Consider the following 15,535-nt stretch of genomic DNA (forward strand, 5'->3'; position numbering starts at 1 on the left):
TGCTTCCGGGCTCGCCGGCCGCTATCATGGGCGCCGCACCCAGCAACCTTTAACACCGTCCCGTGAGGCGGAGAAGGGAGCGGCGGATGAGCACACGTACCGTGCTGCATGAAGCCGACATCGCCCGGGCCCTGACGCGGATCTCCCACGAGATCCTCGAATCGAATCGGGGACCCGATGAGCTCGTCATCCTCGGCATTCCTCGCCGCGGCGTCCCCCTCGCCGCCCGCATCGGCGCGCTGCTCGCCGACATCTCCGGAGCGGCCGTCCCCGTGGGCGCGCTCGATGTGACGATGTACCGCGACGATCTGCACCGTCACCCGACGCGGGCGCCGCAACCCACCGAGATCCCCGCCGGCGGGATCGACGGCAAGGTCGTCGTCCTCGTCGACGATGTGCTGTTCTCGGGGCGGTCCATCCGCGCGGCGCTGGATGCCCTGCAGGACATCGGGCGCCCCGCGGCGGTCCGCCTCGCGACGCTCGTCGACCGGGGTCACCGCGAGCTGCCCATCCGGCCGGACTTCGTCGGCAAGAACCTCCCGAGCGCGCGTGACGAGCGCGTGAACGTCCGCTTGCGCGAGACCGACGGCGCGGAGGAGGTGACGATCGGATGATGCGGCACCTGCGGATGATGCGGCACCTGCTCGACACCAAGGGGCTGACTCCGGCCGAGGCCGTGCGCATCCTCGACGTCGCGGAGGACATGGCCGCGACGCAGCACCGCGAAGTGCGCAAGCTCCCGACGCTGCGCGGCAAGACGGTGGTCAACCTGTTCTTCGAGGACTCCACGCGCACGCGCATCTCGTTCGAGGCGGCGGCGAAGCGCCTCTCGGCCGATGTCATCAACTTCTCGGCGAAGGGCTCGTCAGTCTCCAAGGGCGAGTCGCTCCAGGACACCGCGCAGACCCTCCAGGCGATGGGCGCCGACGCGGTGGTCATCCGTCACGGCGCCTCGGGGGCACCCCAGACCCTGGCCGAGAGCGGCTGGATCAGCGCCGGAGTGGTCAACGCCGGCGATGGCACGCACGCGCATCCCACTCAGGCGCTCCTCGACGCGTTCACCATCCGCAAGCGGTTCTTCGGCGATGACAGCCGCGGTCGCGACCTCTCGGGCCTGCGGGTGACGATCGTCGGCGACATCCTGCACTCGCGCGTCGCCCGCTCGAACGTATGGCTGCTGACGACGCTCGGCGCCACGGTGACCCTCGTCGCGCCGCCGACCCTCGTCCCACAGGACGTCTCGGCATGGCCGGTCGAGGTCGTCTACGACCTCGACGACGCGATCGCGGCCGGCCCGGACGCGCTGATGATGCTGCGGATCCAGCTCGAGCGCATGAACGCCGCGTATTTCCCGACTGAACGGGAGTATTCCCGCACGTGGGGACTGGATGCCGCACGCCTGGCCGCGCTGCCGGCCGATAGCATTGTGCTGCACCCCGGCCCGATGAACCGGGGGATGGAGATCTCCGCCGCCGCCGCCGATTCGCCGCGCTCGACCGTGCTCGAGCAGGTAGCGAACGGCGTGTCGGTGCGGATGGCCGTGCTCTACCTGCTGCTGGCGGGGGAGCGGACCGAAGCTGAGGAGGGCGGACGATGAGCGAGAGCTTCCTCATCCGCGGCGCGCGACTGCAGACCGGCGATGCGACCGACATGATCATCGACGGCGGCGTCATCACCGAGGTCGGCACCGGGCTGTCCGCCGCCGGAGCCACCGTCGTCGACGCGGCGGGGCTCATCGCCCTGCCGGGCCTCGTCGACCTGCACACGCACCTGCGCGAGCCGGGCTTCGAAGCCTCCGAGACGATCCTGACCGGTTCGCGGGCCGCAGCAGCGGGCGGTTTCACCACCGTCTTCGCCATGCCGAACACCTCGCCCGTCGCCGACACCGCCGGCGTCGTCGAGCAGGAGCTCGCGCTCGGCGAGGCGGCCGGCTACGTGCACGTCCAGCCGATCGGCGCTGTGACCGTCGGTCAGCGCGGCGAGCGGCTCGCCGAGCTCGGCGCGATGGCATCGTCGCGGGCGCGCGTGCGGGTGTTCAGCGACGACGGCTTCTGCGTCTTCGACCCGCTCATCATGCGCCGCGCGCTCGAGTACGTGAAGTCGTTCGACGGGGTCGTCGCGCAGCACGCGCAGGACCCGCGCTTGACCGAGGGCGCCCAGATGAACGAGGGCACGGTGTCGGCCGAGCTCGGCCTCGCGGGATGGCCCGCCGTCGCCGAGGAGTCGATCATCGCGCGCGACGTCCTGCTGGCCGAGCACGTCGGGTCGCGGCTGCACGTCTGCCACCTCTCCACCGCCGGTTCGGTCGACATCATCCGGTGGGCCAAGAAGCGCGGCGTCGACGTCACGGCCGAGGTCACGCCTCACCACCTGCTGCTGACCGAAGAGCTGGCGCGCGGCTACGACGCCCGATACAAGGTCAATCCGCCGCTGCGCCGCGACGAGGACGTGCTCGCGGTCCGCGCCGGCCTGGCCGACGGCACGATCGACATCGTGGCGACCGACCACGCCCCCCATCCGGCCGAGGCGAAGAGCTGCGAGTGGGCGGCAGCCGCCAACGGCATGGTCGGGCTCGAGTCCGCCCTGCGGGTCGTGCAGCAATCGGTCGTCGACACCGGTCTGCTCGACTGGGACGACGTGGCGCGCGTGATGTCGGCAGCCCCGGCGCGCATCGGGCGTCTGTCCGGAGCCGGCACCCCCCTCGCGGTGGGACAGCCGGCTTCGCTGACGCTGTACGACCCCCGTCCCGTGCGTCGGTTCACCACCGACGACCTGCGCGGACGCAGCGTCAACTCGCCGTACCTCGACCGCGACCTGCCCGGCGAGGTGCGCTGGACCTTCTTCGCCGGCGCGGTCACCGTCGCCGAGGGCGCCGTCCTCGACGCCCCGGGGGTGCGCGCGTGACCCGCGAAGGCGCCCTGCTGATCATGGTCGCCGTCGCGCTGGTCCTGCTCGCCCTCGGCGTGTGGGCGTGGCGACGACGAACGCAGCGCGACGCGAGCCTCACCGCCCCCGTCGGCGAGCTGCCGGCCGGTGCGGTTCCGGAGACGACGGTGTCCGGGCTCTACGTCGCGACCACGCGGCACGACGAGCCGCTCGAGCGTCTCGCGGTGCGCGGGCTCGGCTTCCGCTCCCGCGTCGACGTCATTGTCGCGGGAGCAGGCTCCACGGCGGGCGTCGCCCTCGACCTAACCGGCCAGCCGCGGCTGTTCATCCCCGCCGCGCGCATCGTCTCGGTGGATCAGGCGACCGTCGCGATCGACCGTGTGGTCGAGAAGCAGGGCCTCACCCGCCTGAGCTGGCTGATCGACGACGAGACGATCGTCGACAGCTACTTCCGACCCCAGACCGTCTCGGCCCGAGCCCTCGCCGCGGCCGTTCAGAACATCTTGACCCCCACCCAGACCCCAGGAGGCGACGCGTGACCCTGTTCACCCGTGACCCCGCCGTGCTCGTTCTCGAGGACGGATCCCGCCACGTCGGACGCGCCTACGGAGCGCGCGGCACCACCCTCGGCGAGGTCGTCTTCGCCACCGGCATGACCGGCTACCAGGAGACCCTCACCGACCCGTCCTACGCCGGACAGATCGTGCTGCAGACCGCACCTCACATCGGCAACACGGGCATGAATGCCGAGGACGTCGAGTCCCGCCGTATCTGGGTCGCCGGCTACATCGTCCGCGACCCCTCGCGCGTCGTGTCGAACTGGCGCTCGGAGAACTCGCTCGACGACTCGCTCGAGCATGACGGCGTCGTGGGCATCAGCGGCATCGACACCCGGGCCATCACGCGCGTGTTGCGCTCGGCCGGGTCGATGCGCGGCGGTGTCTTCAGCGGCGATGCCGCCGACATCGACCCCGACGAGCAGCTGCGCCTCGTGCGCGAAGCGCCCGAGATGAGCGGACGCAATCTCTCGGCCGAGGTGTCGGTGACCGCCGCCGAGGTCACCCCGGCGACCGCCGAGCGCATCGGCAACCTCGCGGTGCTCGACCTCGGTGTCAAGCAGGCGACGGTCGACAACCTCGCGGCACGCGGCTTCGACGTGCACGTCCTGCCGCAGAGCGTGACCATCGACGAGGTACGGGCCATCGACCCGGTCGCCGTCTTCTACTCGAACGGCCCCGGCGACCCCGCCGCCAGCGACCACCACGTCTCGCTGCTGCGCGAGGTGCTCGACGACAAGCTGCCGTTCTTCGGCATCTGCTTCGGCAACCAGCTGCTCGGCCGGGCCCTCGGCTTCGGCACGTACAAGCTGCCGTTCGGCCACCGCGGCATCAATCAGCCGGTGCTCGACAAGCAGACGGGTCGCGTCGAGATCACCGCGCACAACCACGGTTTCGCCGTGGACGCCCCGACCGACGGCGTCGTCGACAGCCCGGCCGGGTACGGCCGCGTCGAGGTCAGCCACGTCGGGCTCAACGACGACGTGGTCGAGGGCCTCCGTGCGCTCGACCTGCCCGCCTTCTCGGTGCAGTACCACCCCGAGGCCGCGGCCGGACCGCACGATGCCAACTACCTCTTCGACCGCTTCCGCGACCTCGTGATCGCGTCCCAGGAGAACAAGAACTGATGCCCAAGCGCGACGATATCCAGAGCGTCCTCGTCATCGGGTCGGGCCCGATCGTCATCGGACAGGCCTGCGAGTTCGACTACTCCGGCACCCAGGCGTGCCGTGTGCTCCGCGAGGAGGGGGTGCGCGTCATCCTGGTCAACTCCAACCCGGCGACGATCATGACCGACCCCGACTTCGCCGACGCGACGTACATCGAGCCGATCACGTGGCAGGTCATCGAGACGATCATCGCCAAAGAGCGACCGGACGCGATCCTGCCCACCCTGGGCGGCCAGACGGCGCTCAACGCCGCGATCGACCTGCACAAGAACGGCATCCTCGAGAAGTACGACATCGAGCTGATCGGTGCGAACTTCGAGGCGATCAACAAGGGCGAGGATCGGCAGATCTTCAAGCAGCTCGTCATCGACTCGGGAGCGGATGTCGCCGACAGCCGCATCTGCCACACGATGGACGAGGTGCTCGCCGGCGCCGCCGAGCTCGGGTACCCCCTCGTCGTGCGGCCCTCCTTCACCATGGGCGGCCTCGGGTCGGGCTTCGCTTACAACGAAGTGGATCTGCGCCGCATCGCCGGAGCCGGCCTGCGCGACTCGCCCACGACGGAGGTCCTGCTCGAGGAGTCCATCCTCGGGTGGAAGGAGTACGAGCTCGAGCTCATGCGCGACACGGCCGACAACACCGTGGTGGTGTGCTCGATCGAGAACGTCGACCCCGTCGGCGTCCACACGGGCGACTCCATCACCGTGGCCCCCGCGCTCACGCTGACCGACCGCGAGTACCAGAAGATGCGCGACATCGGCATCGACATCATCCGGGCCGTGGGCGTCGACACCGGCGGCTGCAACATCCAGTTCGCCGTCGACCCGCAGACCGGTCGCATCATCGTCATCGAGATGAACCCGCGCGTGTCGCGCTCCTCGGCGCTGGCCTCGAAGGCGACGGGGTTCCCCATCGCCAAGATCGCCGCGAAGCTGGCGATCGGCTACCGCCTCGACGAGATCCCGAACGACATCACGAAGGTGACCCCGGCGAGCTTCGAGCCGACGCTCGACTACGTCGTCGTGAAGGTTCCCCGCTTCAACTTCGAGAAGTTCCCGGCCGCCGACACGACGCTGACGACCACCATGAAGTCGGTCGGCGAGGCCATGGCGATCGGTCGCAACTACGCCACCGCCCTGCAGAAGGCGCTCCGCTCGCTCGAGAAGCGCGGATCCAGCTTCCACTGGGGCGACGAGGAGCGCACGGTCGACGAGCTGCTCGAGATCGCGAAGACCCCCACCGACGGCCGCATCGTCGTGCTCCAGCAGGCGATGCGCAAGGGCGCAACGATCGAGCAGGCCTTCGACGCCACGGCGATCGACCCGTGGTTCCTCGATCAGATCGAGCTCATCAACGAGGTCGCGCGGTACATCGCGGATGCCGCCGAGCTCGACGAGCACGTGCTGCGCATCGCCAAGGAGCACGGCTTCAGCGACGCCCAGATCGCGCAGCTGCGCGGCACCGACGAGGACGAGGTCCGCGGCATCCGTCACGGCCTCGGCCTGCGCCCCGTCTTCAAGACGGTCGACACCTGCGCGGGGGAGTTCCCCGCTCTCACGCCGTACCACTACTCGTCGTACGACACCGAGACCGAGGTGACGCCCTCCGACCGCACGAAGGTCGTCATCATCGGTTCGGGCCCGAACCGCATCGGACAGGGCGTCGAGTTCGACTACTCGTGCGTGCACGCCAGCTTCGCCCTCTCGGATGCCGGCTACGAGACGATCATGGTCAACTGCAACCCCGAGACCGTGTCGACCGACTACGACACGAGCGACCGGCTGTACTTCGAGCCCCTCACCCTCGAGGACGTCCTCGAGGTCCTGCACGCCGAATCGCAGTCCGGCACGATCCTCGGCGTCGTCTGCCAGCTCGGCGGCCAGACCCCGCTCGGCCTGGCGAAGGGCATCGAGGCCGCCGGCTACACGATCCTGGGCACCCAGCCCGCCGCGATCGATCTCGCCGAGGAGCGCGAGCTGTTCTCGCGTCTGCTCGACGAGGCCGGTCTCGTCGCGCCGCGCAGCGGCACCGCGATCGACGTGGACGGCGCTGTCGAGGTCGCGGAGTCGATCGGCTACCCCGTGCTCGTGCGTCCGAGCTTCGTGCTCGGCGGCCGCGGCATGGAGATCATCTACGACACCGACAGCCTGCGCGACTACTTCGTGCGGGTCGCCGACCAGGCGATCATCGGGCCCGGCCTGCCGCTGCTGGTCGACCGGTTCCTGGACGACGCCGTGGAGCTCGACGTCGACGCCCTGTTCGACGGCGACCAGCTGTACATCGGCGGCGTCATGGAGCACCTCGAAGAGGCCGGTATCCACTCCGGCGACTCGAGCTGCACCCTGCCCCCGATGTCGCTGGGCCGGACCGAGATCGACCGCGTGCGCGAGGCGACCCTCGCCATCGCCCGCGGTGTCGGGGTGCGGGGCCTGCTCAACGTGCAGTTCGCGGTCTCGGCCGGTGTCCTCTACGTCATCGAGGCCAACCCCCGCGCGAGCCGGACCGTACCGTTCGTCTCGAAGGCGCTCGGCATCCCGCTCGCGAAGGCCGCATCGCGCATCATGGCCGGCTCGACGGTCGCCGAGCTCATCGCCGAGGGCCTGCTCCCGGCAGAAGACGGTTCCCGTGTCCCGCTGGACGCCCCCGTCGCCGTCAAGGAGGCCGTGCTGCCGTTCAAGCGGTTCCGCACCGCGGACGGGCGGACGGTCGATTCGGTCCTCGGCCCCGAGATGCGCTCGACCGGCGAGGTGATGGGCATCGACCGCGACTTCCCGACCGCGTTCGCGAAGAGCCAGGCGGCCGCCTACGGCGGCATGCCCACCTCGGGCACCGTCTTCCTCTCGGTCGCCGACGACGACAAGCGCGCCGTCATCCTGCCCGCGCACCGCCTGCAGGAGCTCGGTTTCCGTCTCGTCGCGACGGAGGGCACCGCCGAGATCCTCGCGCGCAACGGCATCCGGGTCGAGGTCGTCGGCAAGTACTCCGAGACCCAGGCCTCGGGCGAGCCCAACGTCGTGGACCTCATCAACGCGGGTGAGATCGACATGGTCGTGAACACGCCGTCGGGCGGGGTCGCGCGTGCGGACGGTTACGAGATCCGCGCGGCCGCCGTCGCCGGCGACCGCGCCCTGTTCACCACGATGGCCGTGCTCGGCGCGGCCGTCAGCGCCCTGCCGGTCCTGCGCGAGGGCTTCGAGGTCAAGAGCCTGCAGGATTACGCACGCGACCGAGCGGCGCGCGTGTGATCGGATTCGGTGAGCGACTGCACAGCGCGGTCGCCCGTCACGGACGCCTGTGCGTCGGCATCGATCCGCATGCGGCCCTGCTCGCACAGTGGGGGCTCGAGGCCTCGGCCGCGGGCACCCGCGAGTTCGGTCTCCGTGTCGTCGCCGCTGCGGCGGGTCGGGTCGGGATCGTCAAGCCGCAGGTGGCCTTCTTCGAGCGATGGGGATCGGCCGGCTTCGCGGCCCTGGAAGACGTGCAGGCTGCTGCGCGCGAGGCCGGGCTGCTCGTCATCGCCGATGCGAAGCGCGGCGACATCGGCAGCACCATGGACGGGTACGCCGCAGCGTGGCTCGAGCCGGGCGCGCCCCTCGAAGCGGATGCCGTCACGGTCAGCCCCTACCTCGGGCCGGGCTCTCTGCGGGGCACGATCACCGCAGCGGCGCGTGCCGGGAAGGGTGTCTTCGTCCTGGCAGCCACGAGCAACCCCGAGGCTCTCGGGGTGCAGTCCGCCGAGGTGTCGGTCGTCGACGCGCAGCGGGGTCAGACGGTCTCCGACTGGGTCGCGAGCGGTATCGGCTGGGCGAACCGTGCGGCGGTCGACGCCGGCGGCTGGGGACCGGTGGGCCTCGTCGTCGGCGCGACGGTGGACCGCGACGAGCTGGGCCTGACCGATGACGCGCTGCGCGGCGCCCCCATCCTGGCGCCGGGCTTCGGCGCCCAGGGCGTCGGCCTGCGCGACGTGCGCACCGTGTTCGGTGTACACGCCCCGCAGGTCATCGCCAGCGCCAGCCGCAGCGTGCTCGCGGCCGGTCCCGACGGGATCGCCGACGCGATCGATGCGCACCGCGCCGAACTCGCCGACGCTCTGGAGGAGGAGCCCCGTGGCTGAACGCCCCCACCCGCCCGAGGTCGATCGCGCCGCGGCATCCCGCCGGGCGGTGGCCGCACGGCGCGCACGAGCCGCCCTGAAGAAGGATGTCGCGACGCGCGTCATTTCGCCGCAGGAACTGCTGCGGCGGGCGCTGGCCGATCCGGACTCCGCCGCCGGCGCGATGCGGGTGACGGACTTCCTCACCGCCATCCCGGCGATCGGTGAGAACAAGCGCGATCGCATCCTGCAGGACCTCGACATCTCACCGGTGAAGAAGCTCGGTGGTCTCGGGTCGCGCCAGCGCCTCGCGCTGCAGTCGTTCCTCGACGCCCGCCTGCCCGAGCCGCAGCCCCGTGCCGGACGCTCGCGACTGCTCGTGCTCGCCGGGCCCACGGCCGTCGGCAAGGGCACGGTGGCCGCGCACATCCGCGCCCACCACCCGGAGATCATGCTGTCGGTCTCGGCCACGACCCGCGCGCCGCGCCCCGGCGAGGTCGACGGGCAGCACTACTACTTCGTCGACGACGCGGAGTTCGACCGGCTCATCGCGGACGGCGAGCTGCTCGAGTGGGCGACCGTCCACAACAAGCACCGCTACGGCACGCCGCGCGGGCCCATCGAGGCCGCTCTCGCGGAGGGGCGGACGGTGCTGCTCGAGATCGATCTGCAGGGCGCCCGGCAGGTGCGAGCAGCCGCCCCCGACGCGACGCTGGTGTTCCTGCTGCCGCCGAGCTGGGACGAGCTCGTCGATCGGCTCGTGGGTCGGGGGACCGAGGACGCCGAGGAGCGCGCCCGACGGCTGCGGACGGCACGGGTCGAGCTGGCGTCGCAGAACGAGTTCGATTTCCGGGTCGTCAACGACACGGTCGAGCAGGCCGCGGACGAGATCGCCGCGCTCGCGCACTGAGTCCGTCGGCGGTCCGCCGCCGGCGCACTGTAGAATGGGAGGATGCCTGCGCCCACGGCGCGGCAGCAGACTCTCCACCGACATCGATCCCGGAAGGATCCGCCATGGCCGGAAGCAACGAAGGCATCATCGACCCGCCCATCGACGCCCTGCTTGACAAGGTCGACTCGAAGTACCAGCTGGTCATCTACGCATCCAAGCGGGCGCGTCAGATCAACGACTACTACTCCGACCTGCACGAGGGCAACCTGTTCGACAACGTGGGCCCGCTCGTCGACTCGTCCGTCGAGGACAAGCCGCTGACGATCGCGATGCACGAGATCCACGAAGACAAGCTGCGTCTGCGCTCGCTCGACTGATCGACGGTCGATCCGTCACATTTCTGCCCGTGGCAGCCGGATGTCGGCGGCCGCGGGCAGAATCGTTCCGGTCGTCCTGATCCTGATTCCGCCCGTTTCGTCACGCCTCTCAGGGAGCCCCGATGAGCCAGCTGCGCCTGTTCACGTCCGAGTCCGTCACCGAAGGGCACCCCGACAAGATCTGCGACCAGATCTCCGACAGCATCCTCGACGCCCTGCTCACGGTCGACCCGGGCTCGCGCGTCGCCGTCGAGACGCTCGTGACCACGGGCCTCGTCCACGTCGCCGGTGAGGTGCGCACCGACGGTTATGCCGACATCCCCGGCATCGTCCGCGGCGTGGTGAACCGCATCGGGTACACCTCGAGCGAGACGGGCTTCGACGGAGACTCGTGCGGCGTCACCGTGTCGATCGGCGAGCAGTCCTCCGACATCGCGGCGGGCGTCGACAACGCGCTCGAGCATCGCGAGCAGGGGTCGAACGACCCCACCGACGCTCTCGGCGCGGGTGACCAGGGCATCATGTTCGGTTACGCCACGAACGAGACGCCGCAGTTGATGCCGACGGCGATCTGGACGGCCCATCGCATCGCGGAGCGGCTGACCTCGGCTCGGCGCAGCGGTGCGCTGCCGTTCCTGCGCCCGGACGGCAAGACGCAGGTGACCCTCGGTTACGACGGGGCGACGCCCAAGACGGTCGAGACGGTGGTGCTGTCGACCCAGCACCAGCCCGAGATCTCCCTCGCGGCGCTGCGCGCCGCGGTGCAGGCCGAGGTCATCGAGCCGGTGCTCGCTGAAACGGGCCTCGACCTGTCGGCGGTCGAGTACGTCATCAACCCGGCCGGGCCGTTCGTCACCGGCGGGCCGAAGGGCGATGCCGGCCTCACGGGCCGCAAGATCATCATCGACACCTACGGTGGGGCAGCTCGACACGGCGGCGGCGCCTTCAGCGGCAAGGACCCGTCGAAGGTCGACCGCTCCGCGGCCTATGCGATGCGCTGGGTCGCCAAGAACGCCGTCGCGGCTGGCCTCGCCGACCGGCTCGAGGTCCAGGTGGCCTACGCCATCGGCCGCGCCGCGCCCGTCGGGCTCTACGTCGAGACCTTCGGCACCGGTAACGTCGCGGATGACGTGATCACCGACGCCATCCGCGACGTGTTCGATCTGCGTCCGCAGGCGATCATCGACCGCCTCGACCTGCTTCGTCCCATCTACGCCCGCACCGCGGCCTACGGTCACTTCGGCCGCGAGCTGCCCGAGTTCACCTGGGAGCGCACCGACCGCGTCGAGGAGCTGCGCGCCGCCGCAGGGCTGTGACCGCCCGCCCCACCGCGCGGGTACTGATCGACTCGCCGCTCCCGCAGCTCGATCGGCTCTTCGACTACGTCGTGCCCGACGCGTTGATCGAGACGGCCCAGCCGGGTGTCCGGGTGAAGGTGCCGTTGCGCACCGTGGGCCGAACCGTCGAGGGGTACCTCGTCGAGCTGGGGGAGGAGAGCGACGCCGACCGCCCGCTGTCGGAGCTCGAGGACGTGGTGTCGCCCGTGGTCGTCCTGCCCCCGAGTCTGTATGCCACGGCTCGTCGAGCCGCAGACCGTGCGGCGGGCTCGGCCGGCGACATCCTGCGCCTGGTCATCCCGAAGCGCATGGTGCGCGCCGAGAAGGCCTGGGTCGCGGCGCCGCGACCCGAGGTCCCGGTCGTGCCCGACGACGCACGTGCCTGGGCGCACGAGGTGATGGCTCCATACCCCGACCTCGCCGGCGCCGTGGCGCAGGGTGAGCGGATCGCTCTCGATGCCCCGCCGCGTCCGGGCGAGGCAGGGCCGGCGTGGGCCGAGCTGCTCGCGGCGATCGCCGTCGAGACCCTCGCCGCGGGCCGCAGCGCGGTCGTCGTCGTGCCCGACCACCGGGACGAGGCGCACGTGCTGACCGCTCTCGCGGCGCGTCTTCCCGATACCGCGGTCGTCCGCGACGACGCCCGGCGCTCGGGTCCGGAGCGCTATGCGAGCTATCTGCGTCTGCTGTCCGATGTGCCGTGCGTGGTCGTGGGAAACCGTTCGACCGTCTACGCACCGGCCCACGACGTCGGCGTCGTCCTCGTCTGGGACGACGGCGACCCGCTGCTCGCCGAGCCGCTGAGTCCGGGAGTCCACGCCCGCGACGCGGCCCTGGTGCGTCAGGAGGTCGAGGGGAGCGCCCTCGTGTTCGCGGGCATCACCCGGACCACCGACGTCGAACGACTCGTCGCGCTGGGCTGGGTGCGCGACATCCCGATGCGCCGACGCGAGAGCCCCCGCGTCGTCCTCTCGGCGACGCGCGAGGGGGAATCCCGCGGCACACGCGTGCCTTCCGCCGCGTTCGCGGCAGCGCGGGAGGCGCTGGGCCGCGGCCCGGTCCTGGTCCAAGTCGCTCGACCGGGCTACGCCCCGGTCCTCGTGTGCGCGGACTGCCGCACGCCCGCGCGCTGCGCCCACTGCGCGGGTCCGTTACGTGCGCGACGTCCCGGTGCCGTGCCGGACTGCACGTGGTGCGGCCGCTCGGCCCCGGCGTGGTCGTGCACCGCCTGCTCCTCGCCGCGGCTGCGAATGGCCTCGTCGGGCAGCGAGCGCACCGCCGACGAGCTCGGACGAGCGTTCCCGAACACCCGCATCATCGTCTCGGACGGCGAGCACCAGATCACGCACGTCGACCCGAAGCCCGCGCTGGTCATCGCGACCCGCGGCGCCGAGCCTTTCGTCACCGGCGGCTACCGCGCTGTGATCCTCCTCGACGGCGATCGCATGCTCATGACCGAGCAGCTGCGCATCGCCGAAGCGTGTCTGCGGTGGTGGTCGGATGCCGCCGCCCTCGCCGCCCCGGGTGCACCCGTGCATCTCGTCGGCGTCGCCGGGCCCGCCGCCCGCGCCCTGGCGACGTGGACGCAGCCGGCCTACGCCCGGACGGAGTTGGCGGAGCGCGCCCCGCTGCAGATGCCGCCCGTCGTGCGGGTCGCGGCGGTGGAGGGCACGGCCACCGCGGTCGCGGGCGCCCTCGCGCAACTGCGGACGGACGTGCCGGCACTGAGCGAGGCAGCCGTCCTCGGCCCCGTGCCCCGCGAGGACACTGCCGTGCGCGCGCTCGTGCGCTTCGAGTACGCCCAGGGCCGCGCCGTCGCGGATTCGCTGCGCGCCTCCGTCATCGCCGAGGCCCTGCGCGGCCGCCGACGCCGCGGTGCCCCGCCCGGGGCGCGCAATACACTCAAGGTACGGCTCGACGTGCCCGATCTCGATCTGTGAGGAGCGCCATGCGCATCGTGTTCGCCGGGACTCCGGAACCCGCCCTTCCTTCTCTCCGACGCCTCGCGGCCTCTGGCCACGAGATCGTCGGGGTCGTCACGCGCCGCGACGCCCCCCTGGGGCGAAAGCGCGTGCTCACCCCGTCACCGGTCGCGTCGCTCGCGGACGAGCTCGGACTGCCGGTGCTCAAGACCGACCGCCTCGACGCCGATGCCACCGCCGCGATCACCGCGTGGTCCCCGCAGCTCGGTGTGATCGTGGCCTATGGCGGGCTCGTGCGCGAGCCGCTGCTGTCGGCTCCCGCACACGGCTGGATCAACCTGCACTTCTCGCTGCTGCCGGCCTGGCGCGGCGCCGCACCGGTGCAGCGCGCGCTCATCGCGGGCGATCGCGTGACCGGAGCGAGTGTGTTCCAGCTCGTCCCCGAGCTCGACGCCGGGGACGTCTACGCCGAGGCGCGCTACGACGTCCCGCGCGGAGCGACCGCCGGCGAGGTGCTGGAGTCTCTCGCCGACCTCGGTGCCGAGACCCTCGCCGACGTCGTCGACGCGATCGCCGGCGGCACCGCGGCGGCGACGCCCCAGTCGGGCAGCGTGAGCCTGGCCCCCAAGCTCACCCTCGCCGACGGGCTCCTCGATTTCTCGCAGGCCGCCGACGTGGTCCTCGACCGTTACCGCGGCACGACGCCGGAGCCCGGCGCGCACACGACGCTCGGCGGGCAGCGGCTCAAAGTGCTCTCCGCCCGGCGCGGTCCCGATGCCGAGCTCCCCGCGGGGATCATCCGTCTGATCGGCAAAGAGGTGGTCGTCGGCACGGGGGCCGGCACGATCGCGCTGCGGACGGTCCAACCCGCCGGGCGCGGCGCGATGGCGGCTGCCGACTGGTGGCGCGGTCAGCGCCTCGAGACCGCGGAGGCGGGATCATGAACCCGGCACGACGGGTCGCCTTCGACGTGTTGCGCGCGGTCGACGAGTCCGATGCGTACGCGAACCTGCTGCTGCCGCAGGAACTACGGCGCGCGAGACTGACGCCCGCCGACGCCGCGCTCGCGACCGAGCTCACCTACGGGACGCTGCGGCGACGCGGCACCTACGACGCGATCATCGAACACGCCTCGGGGCGGGCCGTCGATGCGATCGACCCGCCGGTGCGCGACGCGCTGCGCCTGGGCGTGCATCAACTCCTCACGACGCGCGTGGCTTCGCACGCCGCGGTGAACGAAAGCGTCGAGCTCGTCCGACGCGCGGGAGCCGCGAACGCGGCGGGTTTCGCCAACGCCGTCCTCCGGCGCATCGCGCGCGACAACCCCGGTGAGTGGTTGCAGCGGGTCGCCGATGCCGCCCGGTCCGACGACGAGCGCCTCGGTCTGCGCTACGCGCATCCGGTCTGGGTGATCCGCGCCTTCCGGCGCGCTCTCGCGGCAGAAGGGCGATCCGATGAGCTCGAGGAGCTTCTCGCCGCCGACAACGTGTCGCCGACGGTGACCATGACGGCGCTGCCCGGCCTCGCCGACATCCCCGCCGACGTTGCACGTACCCCGTACTCGCCCATCGGTTTCCGGCTCGGCGGCGGCGACCCCGAGCCGGTCGTACGCGCGGCCGAGGGCCGCGTCCGTGTCCAGGACGAAGGATCGCAGCTCGCGGCGCTCGCACTCTCGCGGGTGCGAGCGGTGCGTCCCGGCGAGCGGTGGCTCGATCTGTGCGCCGCGCCGGGTGGCAAGACCGCCGTCCTCGCGTCCGAGGCGCTTGCGGGCGGCGCTCTCGTGGAGGCCAACGAGCTCTCTCCTGCCCGGGCGAAGCTCGTGCGCACCTCGGTCGCGGGCGTGCCGCTGGAGGTGCCGGTGTCGGAGGAGGACGGGCGCGTCCGCGCCGGGCGCGGCGTCTACGACCGCATCCTCGTCGACGCCCCCTGCACCGGCCTCGGCGCGCTGCGCCGGCGCCCCGAGGCGCGGTGGCGCAAGTCGCCCGCGGACGTCCCGGAGCTGTCCGACCTCCAGCGCGGTCTGCTCGAGGCGGCCGTCGACGCGCTCGCCCCGGGCGGAGTCGTGGCGTACGTGACGTGCTCGCCCCATCTCGCCGAGACGGCGGCCGTTGTCGCCGATGTGCGACGCTCGCGCGACGACCTCGTCGAGCTGGATGCGCGGGCCGTCCTGCGCTCGGTGTCACGCGGCGAGCTCGACCTGCCCGATCCGCAGGATGGGTCGGGCCGCGCGCAGCTGTGGCCGCATCGGCACGGCACCGACGCGATGTCGATCACGCTGCTGCAGAAGCGGTGACGTCGGATAATG

Annotated in this window: 13 protein-coding genes; all 13 read left to right on the forward strand. The window is 71.6% G+C overall.

The features are described from left to right. Positions 1-86 precede the first annotated feature (86 nt). Positions 87-614 (forward strand): bifunctional pyr operon transcriptional regulator/uracil phosphoribosyltransferase PyrR, encoded by a 528-nt coding sequence (gene pyrR / locus PUW82_RS08785; protein WP_274221930.1) that lies wholly within the window; start codon positions 87-89, stop codon positions 612-614. A gap of 17 nt (positions 615-631) precedes the next feature. Next, positions 632-1,597, forward strand: coding sequence for an aspartate carbamoyltransferase catalytic subunit (locus PUW82_RS08790; RefSeq protein WP_274222935.1), 966 nt, complete (start codon positions 632-634; stop codon positions 1,595-1,597). Next, positions 1,594-2,904: a dihydroorotase gene (locus PUW82_RS08795; RefSeq protein ID WP_274221931.1), complete on the forward strand. Its 1,311-nt coding sequence runs from the start codon at positions 1,594-1,596 to the stop codon at positions 2,902-2,904. The genes PUW82_RS08790 and PUW82_RS08795 overlap by 4 nt, the downstream gene beginning before the upstream one ends. Continuing rightward, the gene (locus tag PUW82_RS08800; RefSeq protein WP_274221932.1) at positions 2,901-3,425 is read left to right on the forward strand and encodes a PH-like domain-containing protein; all 525 of its coding nucleotides are present in this window, start codon (positions 2,901-2,903) and stop codon (positions 3,423-3,425) included. The genes PUW82_RS08795 and PUW82_RS08800 overlap by 4 nt, the downstream gene beginning before the upstream one ends. Positions 3,426-3,427: 2 nt before the next feature. Continuing rightward, positions 3,428-4,570, forward strand: a complete 1,143-nt coding sequence (carA, locus tag PUW82_RS08805) for a glutamine-hydrolyzing carbamoyl-phosphate synthase small subunit (RefSeq protein WP_274222936.1) — start codon at positions 3,428-3,430, stop codon at positions 4,568-4,570. After that, the gene (gene carB / locus PUW82_RS08810; protein ID WP_274221933.1) at positions 4,570-7,857 is read left to right on the forward strand and encodes a carbamoyl-phosphate synthase large subunit; all 3,288 of its coding nucleotides are present in this window, start codon (positions 4,570-4,572) and stop codon (positions 7,855-7,857) included. Before carA ends, carB begins: the two co-directional genes overlap by 1 nt. Next, positions 7,854-8,726: an orotidine-5'-phosphate decarboxylase gene (gene pyrF / locus PUW82_RS08815; RefSeq protein WP_274221934.1), complete on the forward strand. Its 873-nt coding sequence runs from the start codon at positions 7,854-7,856 to the stop codon at positions 8,724-8,726. Before carB ends, pyrF begins: the two co-directional genes overlap by 4 nt. After that, the gene (gene gmk, locus PUW82_RS08820; RefSeq protein ID WP_420792741.1) at positions 8,674-9,615 is read left to right on the forward strand and encodes a guanylate kinase; all 942 of its coding nucleotides are present in this window, start codon (positions 8,674-8,676) and stop codon (positions 9,613-9,615) included. Before pyrF ends, gmk begins: the two co-directional genes overlap by 53 nt. 104 nt (positions 9,616-9,719) lie before the next feature. Next, on the forward strand, positions 9,720-9,974 hold the full coding sequence (gene rpoZ / locus PUW82_RS08825) for a DNA-directed RNA polymerase subunit omega (RefSeq protein ID WP_023950606.1): 255 nt from the start codon (positions 9,720-9,722) through the stop codon (positions 9,972-9,974). Positions 9,975-10,096: 122 nt separating this feature from the next. After that, a complete protein-coding gene (gene metK / locus PUW82_RS08830) occupies positions 10,097-11,290 on the forward strand; it encodes a methionine adenosyltransferase (RefSeq protein ID WP_274221936.1) in 1,194 nt (397 codons plus the stop codon). Further along, complete coding sequence (locus tag PUW82_RS08835; RefSeq protein ID WP_274221937.1) at positions 11,287-13,248, forward strand: primosomal protein N' family DNA-binding protein; 1,962 nt, start codon at positions 11,287-11,289, stop codon at positions 13,246-13,248. The genes metK and PUW82_RS08835 overlap by 4 nt, the downstream gene beginning before the upstream one ends. 8 nt (positions 13,249-13,256) lie before the next feature. Next, on the forward strand, positions 13,257-14,174 hold the full coding sequence (gene fmt, locus PUW82_RS08840) for a methionyl-tRNA formyltransferase (protein WP_274221938.1): 918 nt from the start codon (positions 13,257-13,259) through the stop codon (positions 14,172-14,174). Further along, positions 14,171-15,523 (forward strand): RsmB/NOP family class I SAM-dependent RNA methyltransferase, encoded by a 1,353-nt coding sequence (locus PUW82_RS08845; protein WP_274221939.1) that lies wholly within the window; start codon positions 14,171-14,173, stop codon positions 15,521-15,523. The genes fmt and PUW82_RS08845 overlap by 4 nt, the downstream gene beginning before the upstream one ends. Positions 15,524-15,535 lie beyond the last annotated feature (12 nt).

This window comes from Microbacterium thalli (assembly GCF_028737325.1).
Taxonomy (GTDB): Bacteria; Actinomycetota; Actinomycetes; order Actinomycetales; family Microbacteriaceae; genus Microbacterium; species Microbacterium thalli.

What these genes read in the sequence shown, in the direction of transcription:
- pyrR (WP_274221930.1), top strand. Translation starts at nt 87, where the DNA reads ATGAGCACACGTACCGTGCTGCATGAAGCCGACATCGCCCGGGCCCTG.
- PUW82_RS08790 (WP_274222935.1), top strand. Translation starts at nt 632, where the DNA reads ATGCGGCACCTGCTCGACACCAAGGGGCTGACTCCGGCCGAGGCCGTG.
- PUW82_RS08795 (WP_274221931.1), top strand. Translation starts at nt 1,594, where the DNA reads ATGAGCGAGAGCTTCCTCATCCGCGGCGCGCGACTGCAGACCGGCGAT.
- carB (WP_274221933.1), top strand. Translation starts at nt 4,570, where the DNA reads ATGCCCAAGCGCGACGATATCCAGAGCGTCCTCGTCATCGGGTCGGGC.
- gmk (WP_420792741.1), top strand. Translation starts at nt 8,674, where the DNA reads ATGCGCACCGCGCCGAACTCGCCGACGCTCTGGAGGAGGAGCCCCGTG.
- rpoZ (WP_023950606.1), top strand. Translation starts at nt 9,720, where the DNA reads ATGGCCGGAAGCAACGAAGGCATCATCGACCCGCCCATCGACGCCCTG.
- metK (WP_274221936.1), top strand. Translation starts at nt 10,097, where the DNA reads ATGAGCCAGCTGCGCCTGTTCACGTCCGAGTCCGTCACCGAAGGGCAC.
- fmt (WP_274221938.1), top strand. Translation starts at nt 13,257, where the DNA reads ATGCGCATCGTGTTCGCCGGGACTCCGGAACCCGCCCTTCCTTCTCTC.
- PUW82_RS08845 (WP_274221939.1), top strand. Translation starts at nt 14,171, where the DNA reads ATGAACCCGGCACGACGGGTCGCCTTCGACGTGTTGCGCGCGGTCGAC.